This window comes from Sphingomonas sp. DMC8, from assembly GCF_056314185.1.
In genome coordinates this window covers 347,504-368,249 of record NZ_JBQUYV010000005.1, presented here as the reverse complement: position 1 = coordinate 368,249, position 20,746 = coordinate 347,504, and the positions used below count along the sequence as shown (strand labels likewise).

18 protein-coding genes are annotated in these 20,746 nt (G+C 68.5%); 4 read left to right on the top strand and 14 right to left on the bottom strand.

From position 1 onward, the window contains the following. The first annotated feature begins 107 nt into the window (after nt 1–107). Nucleotides 108–989 carry an alpha/beta hydrolase family protein gene (locus ACT53K_RS12800; RefSeq protein WP_476229048.1) on the top strand — a complete coding sequence of 294 codons (882 nt, stop codon included), beginning with the start codon at nt 108–110 and terminating at the stop codon, nt 987–989. A gap of 45 nt (nt 990–1,034) precedes the next feature. Here ACT53K_RS12800 and ACT53K_RS12795 read toward each other — a convergent pair whose 3' ends face one another. The 12 genes from ACT53K_RS12795 to ACT53K_RS12740 all read right to left on the bottom strand — a co-directional run bounded on the left by ACT53K_RS12795 (nt 1,035) and on the right by ACT53K_RS12740 (nt 16,312). Continuing rightward, nucleotides 1,035–2,927, bottom strand: coding sequence for an XrtA/PEP-CTERM system amidotransferase (locus tag ACT53K_RS12795; RefSeq protein ID WP_476229047.1), 1,893 nt, complete (start codon nt 2,925–2,927; stop codon nt 1,035–1,037). Continuing rightward, entirely contained in the window at nt 2,927–4,426 is a 1,500-nt protein-coding gene (xrtA, locus tag ACT53K_RS12790; RefSeq protein ID WP_476229046.1) for an exosortase A, read from the bottom strand. The genes ACT53K_RS12795 and xrtA overlap by 1 nt, the downstream gene beginning before the upstream one ends. 2 nt (nt 4,427–4,428) lie before the next feature. Then, nucleotides 4,429–5,640 (bottom strand): TIGR03087 family PEP-CTERM/XrtA system glycosyltransferase, encoded by a 1,212-nt coding sequence (locus tag ACT53K_RS12785; RefSeq protein ID WP_476229045.1) that lies wholly within the window; start codon nt 5,638–5,640, stop codon nt 4,429–4,431. After that, complete coding sequence (locus ACT53K_RS12780) at nt 5,640–6,713, bottom strand: FemAB family XrtA/PEP-CTERM system-associated protein (protein ID WP_476229044.1); 1,074 nt, start codon at nt 6,711–6,713, stop codon at nt 5,640–5,642. Before ACT53K_RS12780 ends, ACT53K_RS12785 begins: the two co-directional genes overlap by 1 nt. Continuing rightward, entirely contained in the window at nt 6,710–7,552 is an 843-nt protein-coding gene (locus ACT53K_RS12775; protein WP_476229043.1) for an XrtA system polysaccharide deacetylase, read from the bottom strand. Before ACT53K_RS12775 ends, ACT53K_RS12780 begins: the two co-directional genes overlap by 4 nt. Nucleotides 7,553–7,554: 2 nt before the next feature. Then, the gene (locus ACT53K_RS12770; protein WP_476229042.1) at nt 7,555–8,688 is read right to left on the bottom strand and encodes an AAA family ATPase; all 1,134 of its coding nucleotides are present in this window, start codon (nt 8,686–8,688) and stop codon (nt 7,555–7,557) included. A 39-nt stretch (nt 8,689–8,727) separates the two neighbouring features. Beyond that, complete coding sequence (locus ACT53K_RS12765; protein ID WP_476229041.1) at nt 8,728–10,311, bottom strand: hypothetical protein; 1,584 nt, start codon at nt 10,309–10,311, stop codon at nt 8,728–8,730. Then, nucleotides 10,308–11,324 (bottom strand): AAA family ATPase, encoded by a 1,017-nt coding sequence (locus ACT53K_RS12760; RefSeq protein WP_476229040.1) that lies wholly within the window; start codon nt 11,322–11,324, stop codon nt 10,308–10,310. The genes ACT53K_RS12765 and ACT53K_RS12760 overlap by 4 nt, the downstream gene beginning before the upstream one ends. 3 nt (nt 11,325–11,327) lie before the next feature. Beyond that, a complete protein-coding gene (locus ACT53K_RS12755; protein WP_476229039.1) occupies nt 11,328–12,836 on the bottom strand; it encodes an XrtA system polysaccharide chain length determinant in 1,509 nt (502 codons plus the stop codon). An 11-nt stretch (nt 12,837–12,847) separates the two neighbouring features. Beyond that, a complete protein-coding gene (locus ACT53K_RS12750) occupies nt 12,848–13,501 on the bottom strand; it encodes an XrtA/PEP-CTERM system exopolysaccharide export protein (RefSeq protein ID WP_476229038.1) in 654 nt (217 codons plus the stop codon). A gap of 106 nt (nt 13,502–13,607) precedes the next feature. Next, a complete protein-coding gene (locus ACT53K_RS12745) occupies nt 13,608–14,828 on the bottom strand; it encodes a pyridoxal-dependent decarboxylase, exosortase A system-associated (protein ID WP_476229037.1) in 1,221 nt (406 codons plus the stop codon). Beyond that, nucleotides 14,825–16,312: an acyl-CoA ligase (AMP-forming), exosortase A system-associated gene (locus ACT53K_RS12740; protein ID WP_476229036.1), complete on the bottom strand. Its 1,488-nt coding sequence runs from the start codon at nt 16,310–16,312 to the stop codon at nt 14,825–14,827. Before ACT53K_RS12740 ends, ACT53K_RS12745 begins: the two co-directional genes overlap by 4 nt. Nucleotides 16,313–16,385: 73 nt before the next feature. On the opposite strand from ACT53K_RS12740, the gene ACT53K_RS12735 reads away from it, so the two are divergent. Genes ACT53K_RS12735 through ACT53K_RS12725 form a run of 3 tightly spaced genes read left to right on the top strand, consistent with a single transcriptional unit; the run spans nt 16,386 to nt 18,075 of the window. Further along, nucleotides 16,386–16,658 carry an acyl carrier protein gene (locus ACT53K_RS12735; RefSeq protein ID WP_476229035.1) on the top strand — a complete coding sequence of 91 codons (273 nt, stop codon included), beginning with the start codon at nt 16,386–16,388 and terminating at the stop codon, nt 16,656–16,658. Beyond that, the gene (locus ACT53K_RS12730) at nt 16,655–17,293 is read left to right on the top strand and encodes a hypothetical protein (protein WP_476229034.1); all 639 of its coding nucleotides are present in this window, start codon (nt 16,655–16,657) and stop codon (nt 17,291–17,293) included. Before ACT53K_RS12735 ends, ACT53K_RS12730 begins: the two co-directional genes overlap by 4 nt. Then, on the top strand, nt 17,281–18,075 hold the full coding sequence (locus ACT53K_RS12725; protein ID WP_476229033.1) for a hydrolase 1, exosortase A system-associated: 795 nt from the start codon (nt 17,281–17,283) through the stop codon (nt 18,073–18,075). The genes ACT53K_RS12730 and ACT53K_RS12725 overlap by 13 nt, the downstream gene beginning before the upstream one ends. Nucleotides 18,076–18,088: 13 nt before the next feature. Here the strand turns inward: ACT53K_RS12725 and trxB are convergent, their stop codons facing one another. Both trxB and radA read right to left on the bottom strand, forming a co-directional pair. Continuing rightward, nucleotides 18,089–19,060, bottom strand: a complete 972-nt coding sequence (trxB, locus tag ACT53K_RS12720; protein ID WP_476229032.1) for a thioredoxin-disulfide reductase — start codon at nt 19,058–19,060, stop codon at nt 18,089–18,091. A gap of 98 nt (nt 19,061–19,158) precedes the next feature. Next, complete coding sequence (gene radA / locus ACT53K_RS12715) at nt 19,159–20,529, bottom strand: DNA repair protein RadA (RefSeq protein ID WP_476229031.1); 1,371 nt, start codon at nt 20,527–20,529, stop codon at nt 19,159–19,161. Nucleotides 20,530–20,746 lie beyond the last annotated feature (217 nt).

Sequence of the window (20,746 nt, the reverse complement as noted above, 5' to 3'; positions counted from 1 at the left end):
CCCCGTCACCACGACCTCCCTCGTCATGGTCACCCATTGATTCAGAACATGATCAAAAACGCAACTGTAATGCTAGGAGGCCACGTCCTATATCGGAGCAACCGGTCATGTCCTCCCTCCACGCTGCGCTCGCCGCCTTCGGCCTCGCCCTTGCGGTACCCGCCGCCGCGCAAACCGATTCCCGCGCGATCCTGAATGCCGACAAGGCGAAGGTCTCGGCGCCCGCGCTGGTCGCATCCTACGGGCCGGACCCGCTCCAGAAGGGCGAGTTGCGCCTGCCCAAGGGCAAAGGCCCCTTTCCCGTCGCGGTGCTGATTCATGGCGGCTGCTGGAACGCGACGATGGAAGACTGGCAGGGCACCGCGCCGCTGGCCGACGCGCTTACCGCGCGGGGCTTTGCCACCTGGAACATCGAATATCGCCGCACCGGCAATCCCGGCGGCGGCTTTCCCGGCAGCCTGCAGGACATAGCCGCCGCGACCGATTACCTTGCCACGCTTGCCCGCACCCAGCCGCTCGATCTTACCCGGGTCGCCGTGGTGGGCCACAGCTCCGGCGCACATCTGGCGCTGTGGGACGCCGCCCGCCCGAAGCTGCACGATCCCATTGCCGGGGCGATGACGGTAAAGCCCGCGACGGTGGTGGCGATCGACGGGCCGGGTACGCTCACGCCTTTCGTCGGCATCGACGCACAGGTCTGCGGCGCGCCGGCGATCGTGCCGTTCATGGGCGGCACGCCAGCGGAAAAGCCCGACGCCTATCGCCTCGCCAGCGCGCAGGACCATCTGCCGCTGGGCGTCCACCAGTTGATCGTGCTCGGTGCGCTCGGGGCGATGATCGAGCCCTACACCCAGGCTGCGCTGCTTTCAGGCGACACGGTGGTGAAGCTGGCGCCGGGGGGTGCCGATCATTTCAACATCATCACGCCCGGCACGCCGCAGGGGAAGCAGGTCGCCGACTTCATTGCGGCACAGGCGTTCGGGGACTGAGGCAGCCTCTATCCTTTCCCGCCAGCGGGGGGATGAAAGCTGCCCTCACCCGAACAGCCGCGCCAGGCTCCGTTCGAGCATCACCAGTTGCCACAGCGTGCGGCCATGTTCCTCCCGCCCGCTGCGGTGCGCCTCGGCCAGCCGGGCGATCGTTGCCGGATCGAACCAGCCCGAGCCGAGCAGCACCGGCGAGCGTGCCAGCCCCGCCGCTTCCTCGGCCAGCGCCTTGCGGAACCAGGCGCTGATCGGCGTGACGAAACCCATTTTCGGCCGGTACAGGATGTCGCGCGGCAGCCAGGGTTCGAGCGCCTTCTTCATCAGCCACTTGCCCTGCCCGCCCCGGATGCGCAGCGCCGGCGGCAGCGTCGCGGCGAACTGGACCAGCCGATAGTCGAGCAGCGGCTCGCGCGCCTCCAGCCCCACTGCCATGCTGGTGCGGTCGACCTTGGTGAGGATGTCGCCGGGCAGCCAGTGGTGGATGTCGGCATATTGCGCGCGGTCGAGCGCGTCGCGGGCCGGGGCGGCGCGCATCGTCTCGATATAGCGGCGCTCCGCGCGATGGCCGTCGAGCGCCTTGCGTGCCGCATCGCTGTAGAGCGCATGGCGCAGCGCAGGCGTGGTCACGCCGACCGCGCCGGCATAGGCAGTCTCCCCGTCTTCGGCGAGCGCGAGCAGCGTCGTCTTCGCGCGGAACGGCCGGGGTGCCCAGTCGGCCTTGGGGTAGAGCCGCCCGAGCGTGCCGAACAGCCGCGCGCGCATATCGGGCGGCAGCAACCCGCGCACCCGCTCCTCGGCGGCGAAGAAACGATAGCGGCGATAGCCGGCCAGCGCCTCGTCGGCGCCATCGCCCGACAGCGCCACCGTCACGCTTTCGCGCGCCAGTTCGCACACCCGGTAGGTGGGCAGCGCCGAGGCATCGGCGAAGGGCTCGTCGAAGGCGGCGACCAGCGTGTCGATCAGGCCATAATCGTCGGCGCGGACGGTGCGGGTGCGGTGGCTGGTGGCGAACCGCTCCGCCACCTTTTGCGCATGGGCGGTTTCGTCATGCCCCGCTTCGTCAAAGCCGATCGTGCAGGTCTTGACCGCAGCCTTGCTCGCCTCCGCCATCAACGCGACGACGCCCGAGCTGTCGACGCCGCCCGACAGGAACGCGCCCAGCGGCACGTCCGAGACCATCCGCAGCCGCACTGCCTCACGCAGGTGATGCGCCAGCTCGGCCTTCAGGTCGCGGGTGCGGCCGCGCGCCCGGCGGGAAAAGTCGATGTCCCACCAGCGGATGGGCCGCGGCACCGGGCGGCCGCGTTCGAGCAGCAGGAAATGCCCAGCGGGCAGCTTCTTCACCCCGGCCAGCAGACTGGCATCGTCGGGGACATAGCCGAGGCCCAGATAATCCTCGACCGCGCGAAAATCCGCCGCGCGGCGGAACAGCGGATGGGCGAGCAGGCCCTTGAGTTCGGAGGCGAAGGCCACCGCGCCATCGGCGAGTTCGGTGTAGAATAAAGGCTTCACCCCGAACCGGTCGCGCGCGACGAACAGGCTCTGCCGCTGGCTGTCATACAGCGCGAAGGCGAACATGCCGTTGAGCCGCGCGAGCATGTCCGGCCCCCAGGCGCGCCAGCCATGGAGCAGCACTTCGGTATCGCTGTCAGTCAGGAAACGGGCGCCGAGCCGTTCGAGTTCGGCGCGGAGTTCGCGGAAATTGTAGATTTCGCCGTTATAGGTGACGGCAATGCCCTGATCCGGCGTCGCCATCGGCTGCACGCCGCCTTCCAGATCGATGATCGCCAGCCGCCGGTGGCCCAGCCCGACGCCCGCCACGCACCACACGCCCGAGCCATCCGGGCCGCGATGGGCGAGCGCGTCCGTCATCGCGACAATCCGCGACGGATCGATCGGCCTGGCCAGAGCGGGGTAATAGAGCCCCGCGATCCCGCACATCAGTGCGTGCCGGCAGCGCGGTCGGCAACCGCCTCGACCGGGCCGAGCGCGCGCAGGAAATCGGCGATCGTCGTCATCGCATTGGCGCCTTCGCTCTGTTCGGCGGAGACGAGCACGGCGACGGCAGCCTGATTTCCGCCCAGCAGCTTGGCCCTTAGTGTTTCCAGCTTCACCCTCTTGTCGCTCCCCGTCAGCAGTCCGCCGATCCGGTACCAAGTGATGACCTGTCGTTCTACCCTTCCCGGCCCGGTCATGCGCAACGCCGCACCGCGCGCGAAGCTCGGCTCGTCCTCGATCTTCACCCAGCGATCGTTTTCGCGGATCGCGCCGATGCCGAAGCCGACCAGTTCCTTGCCCTCATGCTGGCTGCCATAGACGGCGACGGCGAGATCGACGCTGCGCCCCTGCCCGTCGGCATAGCGGGCGGTGACGAAGCGGTCGGCGCCGGGGAAATTCGGCGACCAGGGCGCGCGGGCGGGCGTATCGATCCGCTGCCAGCCCGGCGGTGCGGGGAGCGCAACCTGCGCCGGCAGGGGTGCTGCCCTTGCGGCATTGAGCGCCGACCAGCCGGGAAAGGCACTCGCCACCGTGAGCACCAGCAGCGCGGCAAGCGCCGCGTCGATCCGGCCGGGCGGCACCGCCTGCAAGCGGGCTGGATCGAACCAGGGCGCATCCGGATCGCGGTCGAACCAGCGCCAGCCGATCGCCAGCACCGCCGCCATCACCAGCCCGAAGAACACCCAGCCATAGACGATATGGTCGACCCCCGTCGCCTGCTCCACCGAAGTCCACCAGGCGATATAGATGGTGCCGAAGGCGCGGATGCCGTTGGCGATCACCGGCACGATCAGCGCCATCACCATGAAACCGACACGTCTCCGCCAGGTGACATAACAGACATTGGCGACCAGGACACCGTACGCGACCATAGCGATCAGGAACTTGGCCCCCGAACAGGCCTCTGCCACCTCGAAAAAGCCGTTCGGGGTGGAGATCAGCACCCCGTCCACGCTGGCCGGCACCCCGAAGAGGTGAAGCAGCGGCATGACCATGGCGATGGTGATGCCTTGCAGCGGCTCTTCGAGAAAATCGCCGAACGGCACGAGGAACAGCATATAGGCCAGCGGGAACAGCAGCGCGCGGGCGACATTCGGCCCCAGCACCGCCAGCACCGTGCCCTGCAACATCAGCACCAGCCCGAAATGGCGGAACAGCGCGACGCTGGCGGCATCGCCCACCAGCCAGGTGACGCCGCCGCCCGCGACCCAAACGAGCCCCGGCCACCAGCCCTGCGGTGACACCTGCGCCAGCCCGTCGCGGCGCTGCCACACCAGCCAGGCGATTACCGGGCCGACGAACAGGCAATGGCCGAAGGTGGTGTTGGTCCAGTAGATGCGGGCCAGATCGCCGGTATCGCGGCCGAACAGGATCAGCAGCACCGCCCAGCAGCCGGCGAGCAGCGCGGCATGGCGTTGCCAGCGGCGATCGAACACAGGCATGCTCAGGCTGCCGTCTTGCGTGTCTGGCGCGGCGGCGGGAGCTGCATCAGCGCATCGAGCGGGGCGAGCCGCGCTTCCCAGCTATAGCGATCGATCACCCGCGCGCGCGCCGCTTCGCCCAGCACCCTGGCCGTCTCGCGATCGGCAAGCAGCGCGCTGACGGTTTCGGCAAATTCGGTGACGCTGTCGGCAACGCGGATCGTGCCGGCATGGTCGATGCCTTCGGCGGCCGCAACGGAAGCGACCACCGGCCGCGCCATCGCCATGCCTTCCAACACCTTGTTTTGAATGCCCCGCGCCAGCCTGAGCGGCGCCACCACGACCGAGGCGGCCGCCAGCCAGCCGCGCACGTCGCGCACCGCGCCGGTAACGCTGACGCCGGGCAGCTTGGCCAGCGCCTTCACCGCATCGGTGGGCGCGCGGCCGACAATCGCGAAACGCGTGCCGGGATGGGCCACACGGATATGGGGCAGCACCGTCTCGGCGAACCAGGTTACGGCCTCGATATTCGGGCGATAATCCATCTGGCCGGTGAAGACGAGCAGCGGCCCGGTCGATTCGATCCGGCGGAAGCGCCCGCGCGGGTCGTAATAGCCGGTGTCGATGCCGTTCTCGATCGCGTGCACACGGCCCGCGCCGCTCGCCTGGCGGAACAGGTCTGCTTCCGCCTCGCTGACGAACAGGCTGGCATCGGCACGCGCGGCGACGGCCTTCTCATGCTGCAGCAACAGCCGCGCCTCGCGGCGATGTATCCACGACATCGGCCAGGCCGAGCCGCCAGCATAGGCGGCGAACTTGGCCGAATCCATGTCGACGAAATCCATGATGACGCGCTGGCGCGGGCGCGCCGGCAGATATTGCGCCATCTGGCTGGAAAAGACGAATATGGTGTCGATGGCGTGGCGCGCGAGCAGCGCCTCGACCGCGCCGCCCAGTTCCTCATTCTCGAACGCCGTGATCGACACCGGCTGGCGCCGCATCAGCGCACGGATGCCGGCAACCAGCCGACTGCGCCCGCGCCACAGGATCGAGCGATTGCCGATATAGGGCGCCAGTCCGCCCTTGCGCTTCATGTCGGCCGGATCGTCGGCAAAGGCTATCAGGTGCACGCGCTTGCGGGCGGAGAGATATTTGAGAATGTGGAAGCCGCGCATCTTGTCGCCCCGGTCGGGCGGATAGGGTACGCGGTGGGCCAGGAACAAAATGTCGCCCATCAGCCGAGCCCTCGCGCAATGAACGGCCCCGCCCGGTTGGCGATGAACAGCGGCAGGCGCTTCCACATTGCGATCTTCAGCCGGTATTTGGGATCGAGCGGATTGACGCTGCGCGGGGCGGCGCCGTCGGCGCTGCGGCTGTGATAGGTGAGCGGCTGCGGCACGAAGCCCCAGTTCTTCTTGAACGCGGCCGGGCCGCTGCCGGTCTTGGAGCGGCCGAAATCGAACTGGCTGCAGCCGCGTGCACGGGCGTGGGCCATCAGCGCGAAATACATGCGATCATTGGCACGCAGCGCGCGCGCCGCCGCCACCCCGCCGCCCCAGTAGGGAAAGACGGTGCCTCGCCAATAGAGGCTCAATACGCTTGCCACTGCCACCCCCTGATGGCGGACGGTGAGCACGTCCGCATCGTCCCCGAATACATCCAGAATGGCGGAAAACAGACTCCGTGGGAACACGGGCGTGCCCAGATTGCGGACGCTTTCGGCATAGACGGCATAATGGGCACGGCGCGCAGCGGCATCTCGGCCGGTGGAAACCGCCAGATCGGCGGCCAAGGCCTTGCGAACCTCGGCGCGCTGCTTGCGCGGGATCGCAAGCAGTTCCGCCTCGTCATCGGCGGCAAGCGGGCGGACGAAGCCGAGATGGCTGTCGCTGCTGCTGTGCCAGTCCGGGCCGGGCGACGGCCCGCCGCGCAGCTCGACGCCCGGGCAGCCGAGCCGTTCCGCGAGTTCCCAGGCCGCCTGCGCAAGCGGCGCGACCGCTGCTTCACGCGCGGCAAGAATGCCGCCGCCGACACCGAAACCCGCCGACACCAGCGCAGGGCCGAACAGCCGCGAGCGAATGGCGGTCAGCGGCAGCACGCCGGCAATGGCGCCGGTCTCCTGCTCCGCCACCAGATAATGGCTGTGCTGGCGGCAACCGCGCGCGACGCCGATGCTCCAGCCGGGCAGATGGAAGGGCGTGCCCTGTGGCTGCTCCGCCACCCAGTCCGCAATCCGGGCACACTCTGCCGGGTCGGCAAGATCGGCGGTGCGGACCGTCAGCACGGGGTGCAGCATCGGCGCGTTCATGCCAGCGCCTCGGCCGCCTGCGCCGCGATCGCATCGATGCGGCCCCATTGGTGCGCCGCGATCAGCGTGCGAAGCTTGCCCGCCATGGCGCCCAGCCGGGCATAATGCCGCAGCCGCGACTTGAGCGGTGCGTGCGTCACGCGCGGCTGACCGGGATCGATTTCCCAGGGATGGAAGTAGAAGATCGCCGAACGATCGGCGGCGTTGCTGGCGCGGACAGCGCGATCGACCACGCGCCCCGGCAACAGCCGGAAAAAGCCGCCGCCTGCCGTCACTTCGCGGCCCAGCACCGTCGCCACCGTAACCGGCAGCTCGATCAGCGGCGCATCCGCCAGCGGCCGGAACGGTGCGCGCGGCGCATCGGGCCAGCCATAATGATCGTGCGCGAGCGGCGCGATGCTGGAGGAATAGGCATAGCCCGCTTCGGCCAGCACGGCATGCGCCCAGGGCGTGCGCCGGTCGATCGAGAAGCTCGGCGCGCGATAGCCGGTCACGGCCACCCCGCCGGCATCCTCCAGCGCGGCACGGGCGCGGGCAAGATCGTCGCGGAACTGATCGGGGGTCAGCGTAAAGACGCGGGCATGGTCCCAGCCATGGCTGGCGACTTCATGCCCCGCCTCGGCGATGCGGCGGATCAGCGTCGGATAGCGCTGCGCCACCCAGCCGAGCGCGAAGAACGTGCCCTGCACGCCTGCCTCCGCGAACAGCGCCAGCACTGCATCGGTATTCGCCTCGACACGATGTTCCAGCCCGTCCCAGTCGGCGCGGGCAATCACCGTTTCAAAGGCGCCGACCTGGAACCAGTCCTCGACATCGACCGAAAGGCCGTTGGTGCGCATGGTCAGGCCGCGTGTTCGCGCAGGCCGCCCAGATTGGGCCGGCCGTTCGCATCGCCCTGTTCCACCCAGTCGACCAGCAGCGTCAGCACCCGGCGGAGTGCCTCGTCCTGCTCGCGCACCTGCGCTTCGAGCTGGGCGATGCGCGCTTCGAGCGCAGCGACTTCAGCATGGGGCACGGCAGGTGCTGGCGCTGCCGAAGGCGGCGGCGCTGCGGGGCGCGGCGGGACGGCGGCATTGCGCATGGGCGCCGACTCGGCGGACGCCGCCGCGATGGGGGCACGGGCCGGCGCAGGCGCGATCGGCAATTCTTCCGCCGATTCCCCCATCGCGTCATCGCCCAGATCGGAAATGACGGCGGCGATGTCGGGCGCGCCGAAAATGTCGATCTGCTCGACCGCGCCGTACAGCATCACGCGCCCGGCAAGCTGATTCAGCCGGCGCGGCAGGCCGCCCGACCAGCGATGCATCGCCGTCAGCGCATCGGCGGTAAAGCGCGGGCGCCCGCGCCAGCCGACGCAGACCAGCCGGTGGATCAGATAGGGCTCGACCTCGTCCGGCTCCATCGGTGCGAGGTGGTGCATGGCGATCACCCGCTGGCGCAGCTGCTCCAGCTGAGGCTCGTTCAGCAGCAGGCGAAATTCGGGCTGGCCGAGCAGGAAGATCTGCAGCAGCGCATAGCCGCCGGCCTGGAAATTGGAGAGCATGCGCAGCTCTTCCAGGCTTTCGGACGGCAGCGCCTGCGCCTCGTCGATCACCAGCAGCGTGCGCCGGCCAGCACGCGCGACGTTATGCAGCCCGCGTTCGACCGCCGAGAGCAGCGCCGCCTTGGAAAGGCCCTGATGGTCGACTCCCAGCCCCTGTGCCACCAGCCGCAACAGGTCTTCCGGGCGAACCTGGGAGGAAACGATCTTGATGACGTTCAGCCGTTCGTGATCGAGGCCGTCGAGCAGATGGCCCATCAGCGTCGTCTTGCCGGCCCCCGGATCGCCGGTGATGACGACGAACCCTTCGCCCTGGCTCAGGCCATAGCCCAGATAGGCCATCGCCTTGCTGTGCGTGGCCGTATCGAACCAGAATTTCGGATCGGGGGTCAGCTGGAACGGCCGGCCGCTCAATCCATAATGTTCGTCGTACATCGTCGATCACTCCGGAAGGGCGCAGGCCCTTCCCCCATCTTAGAAGCCGTAGCGCACACCCACGAGTGCCTGCGCCTGCGCGCTGCTGTCTGTCCCCGGCCGATCATAGCCGAAAAGACCTGCCGAGGCGGTAGCACTCAGATGCCCGAAATTGTGGGTATAGGCGGTGTTGGCACCCCAGCTGAACACGCTGGTGCTGCCGATAATGTCGCTATTGTACCAGGTGGCGAGCAGGCTGCTGCTCAGCGATCCGCGTGCGCCCACCGGGGTAGAGGCAAAGGCCTGGGCATACAGGCTTTCGTCATAGGTGCCGTTGAGCGTGGTGCCCGACGGCGCCAGGAAGGTGCGCCGCGAATAGCCGCCGCCAAAGCCGATGCGCGTGCCGCCGCGCGCCAGCACCGCAATGCCGGTCAGCCCGCGCGAACGATAGGCCGTCGTCACCGCCGAAGCGAGCACGCCGTTCAGGCACGAGCCGGTCGCCGCGCCGGTGGTGCCGTAGATGCAGCCGCTATAGACATTGCCGAACGGATCGGCCGAGCTGACGAAGCTGGACGGCAGCACCGACACCGAACCGTTCAGTTGCTGCCCGAAGGTCTGCACGCTGTCGTACAGGCCGAGCTGGATGCCACTGCCCGGGCCGATCTGGTGCGTGAAGGTGCCGGTATAGCTCATCGAGCCATAGCGGCGCCCTGCCCGCGCCTCCAGATAGGTGCGGCGGCTGGGCCGCCACATCACCCCGCCATCCCAGTAGATGCCGTCGAAATCATAGGCGATGCGCCGCGGCGAGTTGGGATCGGTGACGAACCGGCCATGCGCATCCAGCACCGGCTGGCCCGAACCGTTCAGCAACGCATCGCGCTGGCTGACCTGGATCTTTTCGTACCCGGCGCCGGCCGTGAGCGCGACACCCATCGCCACGGGCAGCACGACATCGCCGCGAACATATTTGCCCTCGAACTGCTGGCTGAGCTGACCGGCATTTTCGTGCGTGTAGGAACCGCTGACCGTCACGCCCACCGGCAGCACCGTACCCGCCTTCACCCCCGCGCTGGCGGTGGCGACATGGACCGTCGAGTCGCTGTAGTAATCGAGCCGGGGCTGGTTGGCCGCGACGCCGGTGCCGTTGGGCGTATCGGTGCGCGTATAGCCCAGGCGATAGGCCGCATTGAGGAACATCGCGCCGACATGGGTGGCGAGGTTCGGCCCGGCATAGACCGAATAGACCTGGCTGCTGTTGCTGATGTTGCCGGCATTGCTCTGCAGCGCAGCGCCGCGAATATCGGCGCGGGTACGGGTGGCGAGGCCGCCGGCCTCCAGCGTCAGCCCGGGCGCCACCTTGGCGCGCGCCTGCACCAGACCGCTATGCGTGTCATTGTCGACCAGCTTCTTGTTCCAAGCGAAGCGGCGCTGATACTGGTAATCCACCTGCACCTGCACGCGGCGCGTCTGCACCGTCGCGTCGAGCCCGGCGCCGAGCTGCGAATAGGTGAGCGTCTCGCCCGATTTCAGGTCGGCGACCAGCACCTGGCTCGCCTCGATATACGGCGTGACCTTGACCTGCTGCGCGGCGGCAGGCTGGATCGCCCAGCCGGCGACACCGATGACGATCAATCGACGGATCACTTGCCCGCCTCCTCATAATAGCTGCCGAACCGGCGACCGGACGGCTGGAACGAAACGGCGTTGAGCACGAGCTGGATATGCTCGCAGGCATCGAGCGCAGCGACCGCGGCGCGCAGATCGCTCTCGCTGGTCTGATCGGCGCGGACCACCAGCAGCGCCTGGCCGACATGCAGCGCCAGCACCGAGGCGGGCGACGCGACGAGCGCCGGCGGCGAATCGAAGATCACGATGCGGCGCGGATTGGCCGCGGCCAGCCCGTCCAGCAGCGCGCGGGCACGGTCGCTGGCCAGCAATTCGGTATCGCTGATGCTGCGGGCACCGGCGGGCAGCACCGACAATTGCGGCACATCGGTATCGATGATGCAGTCTTCGACCGACACCTGCCCGTCGAGCGCGTCGATCAGGCCCGGCCCTTCTTCAATGCCGAGCCGACCGAGCACGTCGGGCTTGGGGAAATCGGCATCGACCAGCAGGATCTCGACATCCTTCTCCGCCGCCATCGACAGCGCGAGATTGATGGCACAGAAGGTCTTGCCCTCATTCGGCTGCGCCGAGCAGACGAGGATCATCCGCGCGCGATCGGCATCGGCACCGGCGACCTTGCGGGCGGTGAGCAGCAGCTGCCGCTTCACCATGCGAAATTCTTCGGCCAGCGGCGTCACCGGGCCGCCGGGCACCAGCATGCCCGCCTCCGCCAGCGCCTCGCGATCGATATGGACGCGGCGGCGGGCAGTTTTGGGAGCAGTCGTGCGGGCGACAGGCGCCGGCTGCGGCGCTGGCTGCGGCTGCGGTGCAGGTTCGGGTTCCGGTACGCACAAGGCGGCTGGCGCCGCCGGCGGCTCGGGCGCAACGAAACCTCGGGTCAGTTCCAGTGCGGGATCGGGCTTTGGCCGGGGGACCGGCGCCGCGGCAACGGGTTCCGGCTCGGGGGCGGCCGGGATCTCGAACACATGGCGCGCGGCGGCGCGCTCGATCAGCGAACCACGGAATTTGCGGGGGCTATGCTCGTTCATTGCTCAGGCCCCCCGCGCCCGCTGGACGAATTCCAGGCCGATCAGCCCGATATAGGCGACGCCCAGCGCCGCCGTGCCACCCAGGAACAGGCGAAGCTGCTTGCGGCGGAGCGCGGTCTGGGCGGCAGTCACCACTTCGCCGATCGCACCGATGACCGGCATGCCGCTGGCCTTTTCCAGCCGCGCGGCAGTATCGAAGCTGCCGCGCAGCTTGGCGATGCCAAAGGCGGCCGCAACGCCCGCGCCCAGCCCGGCGATCAGCACGGCCGAAAGCAGCAGCGGGCGGTTGGGCGAAGTCGGCGCGCGCGGCTGGGTCGGCGGATCGATGACGCTGAACTTCACCGCATCGGCGGCATCCTGCGCCTGCGAGGAAATCCGCACGCGCTCGCGATCGGACAGCAGCTTGTCATACTGGTCCTTCAGCACCTGATATTCGCGCTCGATCTGGCCCTGTTCCGCCGCGACTTCGGGCGCGCCGGACAATTTGGCGTTGAGCGCGGCGAGGTCGCCCTGGATCTGCTCGCGCCGCTGGCGGAGTGCTGCGACCTGCGCTGCCTTGTCGGTCTGCATCGATTTGAGGCCGAGATACAGCGGATTGCCGCTGCCCCCGCCGCCGCCGACCAGCGGCTCGTTACGGGCAGCCGCCTGGGCCGCCGCAAGCTGGCTCTTGAGCGCTACGACGTCGGGATAATTGTCGGTCCAGCCGCGCGCGCGGGCATCGGCAAGCTGGCCCTGGATCGCCGCCACGCGCGCGCGCGCCGGGCCGGCCGCGCCGGCGCTGCCGCCAGCGGTTGCCGGTGTGGATGCCATCTGGGCGTTGACCGCGTTGAGGCTGCTCTGCGCCGCCGCGAGATCGCCTTCGATCTGGGCAAGCTGTTGGCGCGCCGCGCCGATCCGGTCGTCCAGCGAACCGGTGCCGGGCAGCGCCCCCAGATATTTCGCCTGGAAGTCGGCGCGTTTGGCCTCGGCATCCTGCAGCGCCTTCTGGCGCGCGGCGAGCTGATCGTCGAGGAAGCGGAGCGACTGGCTGGTCTGGTCGCGATTGTCGGCCAGATTATTTTCGACGAACACGTCGATCAGCTTCTGCGCGACCTGGGTAGCGATCTTGCCGTTGGCGCCGGTGACGCTGATTTCGAACAGATTGTCCTGCTGCGCCGTCAGCTTGATTGCCTTTTGCAGGCCGGCGATGCGGTCCGCCACGTCGCGGTCGCTGGAAACGGTGCGGGCAAGGTCGGTGCCGCGCACGACCTTTTCCAGATTGACCGCGCTGGTGATCGTCTGGCGCAGCTGATCGAGGCTTTTCTGCTGGTCGATCGGCACAGCGCCGCTGTCTGCGGGCAGGATCTGGCGCATCTGCACGAACACACGCGCGTGCGATTCATACTGATTCGGCATGCGCGAGACGACGAACCACCCCACCATGCAGATCGCCCAGGCGACGGCCAGGGCAATCCAGCGTCGCGTCCATATCGCATGGAGCGCCGCAAGAAGTTCGTTGTAGAGTCCGCCCATCCCGCCCGGCCTCAGAACAGGCTTTGCGGAATGATGATCACGTCGCCGGGCGCCAGCTTCACGTTCGCGCTGGTGTCGCCATTCTTCAGCAGATCGGCGAGCCGCAGCTTATATTCGCGCTGGCGGCCGGTCTGCGGATCATAGCGCACCAGCCGGGCGCGGTTGCCCGATGCGGTTTCGGACAGTCCGCCGACGGCGATCATCGCGTCGAGAATCGTCATGTTGGCGCGATACGGCAGCGAGGCGGGCTTTTCCGTCGCACCGACCACGCGCACCTGCTGGCTAAAGGTGCCCGAGAAATTCTCGACGATGACCGATACGATCGGATCCTTGATATATTCGCTGAGCGCCAGCTTCAGGTCTTGCGCCAGCATGGCAGGAGTCTTGCCGACTGCAGGCATATCGCTGATCAGCGGCACGGTGATGCGGCCATCCGGGCGCACCTGCACCTTGGTCGACAGGTCCGGATTACGCCATACGAAGATGTTGAGCTGGTCGAGCGGGCCGATGACATATTCGTCGCTGGGCGCATCTCGGCCGCCGCTGCCGCCGACAAAGGCAGCCGCGGGCAGTTCGGGCCGGCCACCGCTGCCGCTGCAACCCGACAGCAGCGTCACCGCTGCCAGCGTGGCTGCCAAAACCCTGTGCCTCAACCAAAACGTCATGCCCGAGCCTCCCCGCAGCATGGACGAACAAGGCGACCGACGTCTCGGCGCCCCCATGCTGGACGGCGTTGCTATGAGCCCGAAGAGGTAAAGATAGCGTTAGGGGTTAACGCCCCTGAACACCGCAAAGTCTTTCTTCAACCGGCGGGTGTCCCAGAAAATACTGGGGACTTGCCGAGGCCCCGTAGGCGCCCGAGGCGAAGATCGCGATCAGGTCTCCCACCTCGGCACGCGGCAAGGCGACTTTCTCCGCAAGCCTGTCGAGCGGCGTGCAGAGCGGACCGACAATGCTGACGACTTCTTCCGCCGCGTCCTGCATCCGGTGCGCGACTGCAACGGGATAGTTGCGGCGCACCACCGTGCCAAAATTGCCGGTGGCGGCCAGATGATGATGGAGCCCGCCATCGACGATCAGAAACGTCTCGCCCTGGCTTTCCTTCCGGTCGATGACGCACGCCAGATAGATGCCCGCCTCGCCCACCAGCCAGCGGCCGAGTTCGATCGCATATTGGGTATCGAGTGCGGCCAGCCGTTCGCCCAGCGCCGCGCCGACCGCCGCCACGTCCAGAGGAGCGTCTCCGGCAAAATAGGGAATGCCGAAGCCGCCGCCCAGATTGACCAGCGGCGGCATTGCCCCCGCTTCCTCCGCCAGCCGCGCCGCCAGTGCGATCGTCGCCGCCTGGGTTTCGATCACCGCGTCGGCCGAAAGCGCCTGCGATCCGGCATAGATGTGGAAGCCGCGCCAATCTGCACCCGCAGCGACCAGCCGCCGCACCAGCGCCGGCACGCGCGCTGCATCGACGCCGAAGGGCGAGGCGCGGCCGCCCATCTTCATGCCCGATCCGCGCAGCTCGAAATCGGGGTTCACCCGGACAGCGAGCCTGGGCGTGATTCCCGATGCCTCGCCAATCCGCAGCGCCCGTTCCGCCTCGCCTTCGGATTCGAGGTTGAGCGTGGCACCCGCGCGGATCGCAGCTTCCAGCTCGAAATCGCGCTTGCCGGGGCCGGCAAAGCTGATCTCGTCGGCAGGCTTTACCGCCAGTGCCCGCGCCAGTTCCCCGGCAGAGGCGACGTCGAGCCCGTCGACCAGCGGGGCGATGGCGGCAAGCAGCGCGGGGAGCGGATTTGCCTTGATCGCATAATGGACGGCGACGCTGGCGGGCAGCGCCGCGCGCAACTGCACCACCCGTGCGGCAATGGCGGGGAAGTCATAGAGGTAGACGGGCGTGGCGCCCTCCACCCACGCCGCAGCCGGGCGGCCCGCCACTATCAGCTCGGCCTGTCCCGCATAGGGAGCCGGGATCGGCCCGATCGGCTTTCCGTTCATTCCAGTTCCGCCTTCAGCCCTGCCCGGTCCAGCTTGCCATTGGCATTGCGCGGCAGGCTTTCCCGCCACACAAAGCGCTGCGGCTGCATGAAGGCTGGCAAGTCGCGACGCAACCGTTCGCGAAGCGCACTCTCCTGGCTGCCGTCGCCGCGTGCGACGACCAGGATCGCCTGGCCCAGCCGCGGATCGGGCACCCCGAACGCCGCCGCCTCGCCGGTCTCGCCGCCGGCCAGCACCGCCTCCTCGATTTCAGTGGGGCTGATGCGGTTGCCCGAGGATTTGATCATCTCGTCGTCGCGGCCGACGAAGCGAAGCAGGCCTTCGGCATCCTCCACCACCGTATCGCCCGACCAGACCGCCATGCCGCCGCTCTGCGCAAAAGCGGGCGCAGGGCGGAAGCGCAGCGCGGTGCGCTCGGCATCCTGCCAATAGCCCTTCGCTACCAGCGGCCCGGCATGAACCAGTTCCCCTTGCGCCGCGCGCTGGCCCGCACTGTCCACCACCAGGATTTCGGCAAAGGGAATCGCGCGGCCAATTGAGTCCGGGTGTGCATCGACCAAGGCGGGGTCCAGAAAGGTCGAACGAAACGCCTCGGTCAGGCCGTACATGGGGTAAAGGTCCGCGCCCGGGAAACGGCCGCGTAGTCCCTGAACCAGCGTGCGCGTGAGCGCGCCACCTGAATTGGTCAGCCGCCGCAGCAATGCCGCGGTCTCCGCGGGCCATTCGGCCTCAAGCAATTGCACCCACAGCGGCGGCACGCCCGCCAGCGTGGTAATGCCGAACCGCGACACTGCCTTCACGACATCCCGCGCCGTCAGGTAATCGAGCGGCACCACGCGCCCGCCTGCAGCCCAGGTCGAAAGCAACTGGTTCTGGCCATAGTCGAAGCTGAGCGGCAGCACGCCCAGCACCCGATCGTCGGGCGTGATCTTCAGATAATGGGCGACGCTGATCGCCCCCAGCCACAGATTGGCATGGCTGAGCATCACCCCCTTGGGGCGGCCGGTCGAGCCCGACGTGTAGAGAATGGCCGCCAGTGTATCGGGGTCGGCTGAAGACGGCGGGAGCGCGGGGCCGCCCGCAAGTTCCTCTTCGGTGACGACCCGGCATCCCGGCGGCACATCGCCCGGCTCCAGCGCCGCCAGCCGCGCCGCCTGCGTCACCAGCAACCGCGCGCCGCTATCGGCGAGGATATGCGCGACCTGCGCGCGCTTCAGCACCGGATTGATCGGCACATGGATCAACCCGGCGCGCGGTGCCGCCAGCGGCATCAGGCACGCGGCGCGCGTCTTGGGCAGCCAGCTTGCCACCCGGTCGCCCGGCGTCAGCCCCAGGGCCGCGAGCGCGCCCGCCATCGTGCCGACCATCGCCTCCAGCCCGGCATAGGTGAGCGTGCCGGCCTTGTCCTCCAGCGCAATGGCGTCGCCCGCACCACGCAGGGGCAGCGTGTCGATCGGACGGGGAGCGGGATCGAGCGCAATCATCCGCCCACCCTTAGTCTTGGCAGCGCCGCCGCCAAGCCTTACGGAGCCAAAAAGTCGATAAGGGGAATTCGCATTGCAGCCTCAAGCCACGCTGGAAGTCGAAAACACCGTTCGCGCCGTGCTGCGCGACGTGCTGGGGCTGAGCGAGGAACGCGCCGCCGCCTTCCGCGATGACACGCCGCTGTTCGGGGCGCTGCCCGAGCTGGACTCGCTGGCGGTGGCGGGCGTGCTGACCGAAATCGAGGACCGGCTGGGCATCCTGATCGAAGACGACGAAGTCGATGGCGAGATGCTGGAAAGCTTCGGCACCCTCACCCGCTTTGCGGCGCAGAAGGCGCAGGGGTGATCGAACCCTATGACTGGGCCGGGGGCCGCGAAGCGATGCTTCGCTTTGGCCCTGCCAATGGCCCGGTCGTGGTTGTGGCGCTGCCGCTGTTCGAGGAAGCGAACCGCACCCGCACCTTTGCGGTCGCGGTGCTGCGCCTGCTGGCCGATGCGGGCATTGCCGGCGTCATCCCCGACCTGCCGGGCACCGGCGACAGCCTGATCCCGAGCGAGCGGATCGACTTCGACGCGCTGCGCGCGGGGTTCGCAGCCGCCGCCCGCACCGCGGGCGCCCGCGCCTATTCGTTCGCGATCCGCAGCGGCGCGCTGGTCGACGGATCGGTGCTGATCCGCCGCCGCTTCCACTTCGCGCCCCAGACCGGCGAGGAACTGCGGCGCACGCTCCACCGTATCCGCCGCGCCGGCAATGGCGAAGGCTATGCCGGCCACCGCCTGCCCGACAATTTCCTCGACGATCTGGGCGAATGCGCGCTGGAACCGGCGCGTACGGTGCGGCTGGAAGGCGATGCGCGGCCCGCCGACCGCTATGTGCCCGGCACACCGCTATGGCACCGCGCCGAGCCAGAACATGACCCGGCACTGGCCGCGCTGCTCGCCGAAGACATCGCCGCCTGGGTCCGCCAATGCGAAGCGTGATCGCCTTTCCCTGCGCCGGCGAAACGCTGGTCGGCACGCTCGACGCTGCACAGGGCAAGACCGGGCTGCTGATCGTATCCGGCGGCAATGAAATCCGCATCGGCGCGCATCGCGGCATGGCGGCCCTGGCGCAGCGGGTTGCGGCGGCGGGCTTTCCCGCATTTCGCTTCGACCGGCGCGGCATCGGCGATTCGAGCGGCGAGAATGGCGGCTTCGAGAGCAGCGCCGAGGATATTGCCGCCGCCGCCGCCGTCTTCCGCCGCGAGGCACGGGTCCAGCGCGTCGTCGCCTTCGGCAATTGCGACGCCGCGAGCGCGCTGGCGCTGTTCCATGGCGAGGCGCGGATCGATGCGCTGGTGCTCGCCAATCCGTGGATCGTCGAGCCGATCGACGATCTGCCGCCCGCGGCTGCGATCCGCGCGCGCTATGCCGAAAAGCTGCGCGACCCGCGCGAATGGGCGCGGCTGGCGACGGGCGGGGTCAATCTGGGCAAGCTGGCGCGCGGGCTGGGCCGGCTCGCCCGCAAGCCCGCAGAACCGCCGGCGAGCCTTGCCAGCCGTGTCGCCGACGCGCTGGTGCGGACGGAGGTACCGGTCACGCTATTGCTCGCCAGCCGCGACAATACCGCGCGCGCCTTTATCGATGCGCTGCACAGCCCGGCCTTCGCCGCGCTCGGCACCCGCGTCCGCCGCCGCCAGTACGACACCGCCAGCCACAGCTTCGCCGGCGCGGCCGACAAGGACTGGCTGGCCGCGCAGGTGATCGAAGCGCTGGAGAATTAGGGCTGGCTGCGGCTTATTCCGCCGCCTGCGCCACCGTTTCGAAATCCACTTCCGCCAGGAAGCGTTCGGCGTCCAGCGCCGCCATGCACCCGGTGCCGGCGGCAGTAATCGCCTGGCGATAATGCTTGTCCATCACATCGCCGCACGCGAACACCCCGGGCACATTGGTGCGGGTGGTGCCCTTCTCGACTTCGATATAGCCATCGGCATCGAGCGCGATATGGCCGCGGAACAGCTCGGTCGCCGGGTGGTGACCGATCGCGACGAAGCCGCCGTCGACATCGATCGTCGACACCTCACCCGTAACCGTGTCCTTCAGTTCGATACCGACCAGCCCCTCGGGCTGGCCGCCGCCGATGAAGCGCTCGACCTGCTTGTTCCACAGCACGCTGATCCGCTCATTGGCGTGCAGCCGCTGCTGCAGGATCTTCTCGGCGCGCAGCGAATCGCGGCGGTGGATCAGCGTTACGTCGGGGCTGTGGTTGGTCAGGTACAGCGCCTCTTCGACCGCGGTATTGCCGCCGCCGATCACCGCCACCTTCTTGCCGCGGAAGAAGAAGCCGTCGCAGGTGGCGCAGGCGCTGACGCCCTTGCCCTTCAGCAGCTCTTCCGAATCGAGCCCCAGCCACTTGGCCTGCGCGCCGGTGGCGATCACCAGCGTGTCGCCCAGATAGACAGTGCCGCTATCGCCCACCATGCGGAACGGACGCTGCGTCACATCGACCTCGACGATCGTGTCCCACATCATCTGCGCGCCGACATGCTCGGCCTGGGCCTGCATTTCCTGCATCAGCCACGGGCCCTGAATCACCTCGCGGAAACCGGGATAATTCTCGACATCGGTGGTGGTCATCAACTGGCCGCCCGGCTGGATACCCTGGACGACGATCGGCGCGAGCCCGGCGCGGGCGCCGTAAATGGCAGCCGACAGGCCGGCGGGGCCGGAGCCGAGGATCAACATGCGGGTGGAATGCGTGGCGGTCATGATACTTTCCGGTTTGTGTCGCGGACGCTTCTAGGCAGCGCGGCGCAGGAAGCAACATGGCGTTGCGTGCGGCGGGTTCAAGCCGCCACCGCAGCCACTCACCGCCCGAGCAGATGCTCGACGAACGCACCCAGGTTGCGGAAGCCGGCCAGCGCCATCGCGCCCTTTTCCGCGCCCTGTGCCGAGGGTGCCAATGCACGGGTGAAGCCCAGCTTTCCCGCCTCGCGCATCCGCAGCGATGCATGGGCGACCGGGCGGATTTCACCCGACAGCGCAATTTCGCCGAACGCGACCGCATCGGCCGGCACCGGGCGCTCCGACAGCGCGGAAACGAGCGCCGCCGCCACCGCCAGATCGGCCGCGGGGTCTTGCACCCGATAGCCGCCGGCGATGTTCAGATAGACCTCGCACGCCGAAAAGCTCAGCCCGCAACGCGCCTCGAGCACCGCCAGCACCATCGACAGCCGCGCCGAATCCCAGCCGACCACCGCCCGGCGCGGGGTGGCGCCCGAGGCGAGGCGGACGGTGAGCGCCTGTACCTCGACCAGCACCGGCCGCGTACCCTCCAGCGCCGGGAACACGACCGTGCCGGTCACGCTTTCATCGCGCTGGGTGAGGAACAGCGACGAGGGATTGCCGACCTCCGCCAGCCCCTCTGCCTGCATCGCGAACACGCCGATTTCGTCGGTGCCGCCGAAGCGGTTCTTCACCGCGCGCAGGATGCGATAGAGGTGGCTGCGCTCGCCTTCGAACGCGAGCACGGTATCGACCATATGTTCGAGCACGCGCGGCCCGGCGATCGCGCCGTCCTTGGTGACATGGCCGACCATCACCAGCGCGGTGCCGCGTTCCTTGGCGAAGCGGATCAGTTCCTGCGCGCTGGCCCGCACCTGGCTGACGGTGCCGGGGGCGCCTTCGATCAGGTCCGAGTGCATCGTCTGAATCGAATCGATGATGAGCAGGTCCGGCGGCGCCGCACCACCGAGCGTGGTGAGGATGTCGCGGACAGAAGTGGCGGCGGCAAGCTGCACCGGCGCCTGCCCCAACCCGAGCCGGCGCGCGCGCAGCCGCACCTGATCGGCAGCCTCCTCGCCCGAAACATAGGCGACGGCGAGGCCCTTGGCCGCGATCTTTGCCGCAGCCTGGAGCAGCAGCGTGGACTTGCCGATGCCCGGATCGCCGCCAATCAGCGTCGCCGAACCCTCGACGAACCCGCCGCCCAGCGCACGGTCGAGCTCGGCAATGCCGCTGGCCATGCGTTCGGGCAGCGCGACATCGGTATTGAGCCCGGAAAGCTGGATCGCGCGGCCGCCCGATTGCAGGTTATGCTTGGCCTGGAACGGCGTTACGGTGGCGCCAGCCTCTTCGACCAGCGTATTCCATTCGCCGCAATCGCCGCATTGCCCCGCCCATTTCGACGTGACCGAGCCGCAGGCCTGGCAGACATAGCGTTTCTGAGGTTTCGCCATGGCGGCGGTGTAGCGCGGGGGAAACGAAAAGGGAACGAATTTTGCTGCTTCTTCGGTAAACCACGCTCCCCTCCCGCTTGCGGGAGGGGTTGGGGGAGGGAGCGACGGGGAAGAAGCGCGTAGCCGGTCGGCCCCGCCCCCAACCCCCCCCCCCCCCCGAACGGGCATAACAAACCCGCCGACGGGGTAGCGACGGGCCCCCCCGCCCCTGCCCCCC

Excerpts from the sequence above, each read along its gene's own strand:
- ACT53K_RS12800 (WP_476229048.1), top strand. The coding sequence starts at position 108 with ATGTCCTCCCTCCACGCTGCGCTCGCCGCCTTCGGCCTCGCCCTTGCG.
- ACT53K_RS12795 (WP_476229047.1), bottom strand. The coding sequence starts at position 2,927 with ATGTGCGGGATCGCGGGGCTCTATTACCCCGCTCTGGCCAGGCCGATC.
- xrtA (WP_476229046.1), bottom strand. The coding sequence starts at position 4,426 with ATGCCTGTGTTCGATCGCCGCTGGCAACGCCATGCCGCGCTGCTCGCC.
- ACT53K_RS12785 (WP_476229045.1), bottom strand. The coding sequence starts at position 5,640 with ATGGGCGACATTTTGTTCCTGGCCCACCGCGTACCCTATCCGCCCGAC.
- ACT53K_RS12780 (WP_476229044.1), bottom strand. The coding sequence starts at position 6,713 with ATGAACGCGCCGATGCTGCACCCCGTGCTGACGGTCCGCACCGCCGAT.
- ACT53K_RS12775 (WP_476229043.1), bottom strand. The coding sequence starts at position 7,552 with ATGCGCACCAACGGCCTTTCGGTCGATGTCGAGGACTGGTTCCAGGTC.
- ACT53K_RS12770 (WP_476229042.1), bottom strand. The coding sequence starts at position 8,688 with ATGTACGACGAACATTATGGATTGAGCGGCCGGCCGTTCCAGCTGACC.
- ACT53K_RS12760 (WP_476229040.1), bottom strand. The coding sequence starts at position 11,324 with ATGAACGAGCATAGCCCCCGCAAATTCCGTGGTTCGCTGATCGAGCGC.
- ACT53K_RS12755 (WP_476229039.1), bottom strand. The coding sequence starts at position 12,836 with ATGGGCGGACTCTACAACGAACTTCTTGCGGCGCTCCATGCGATATGG.
- ACT53K_RS12750 (WP_476229038.1), bottom strand. The coding sequence starts at position 13,501 with ATGACGTTTTGGTTGAGGCACAGGGTTTTGGCAGCCACGCTGGCAGCG.
- ACT53K_RS12745 (WP_476229037.1), bottom strand. The coding sequence starts at position 14,828 with ATGAACGGAAAGCCGATCGGGCCGATCCCGGCTCCCTATGCGGGACAG.
- ACT53K_RS12740 (WP_476229036.1), bottom strand. The coding sequence starts at position 16,312 with ATGATTGCGCTCGATCCCGCTCCCCGTCCGATCGACACGCTGCCCCTG.
- ACT53K_RS12725 (WP_476229033.1), top strand. The coding sequence starts at position 17,281 with ATGCGAAGCGTGATCGCCTTTCCCTGCGCCGGCGAAACGCTGGTCGGC.
- trxB (WP_476229032.1), bottom strand. The coding sequence starts at position 19,060 with ATGACCGCCACGCATTCCACCCGCATGTTGATCCTCGGCTCCGGCCCC.
- radA (WP_476229031.1), bottom strand. The coding sequence starts at position 20,529 with ATGGCGAAACCTCAGAAACGCTATGTCTGCCAGGCCTGCGGCTCGGTC.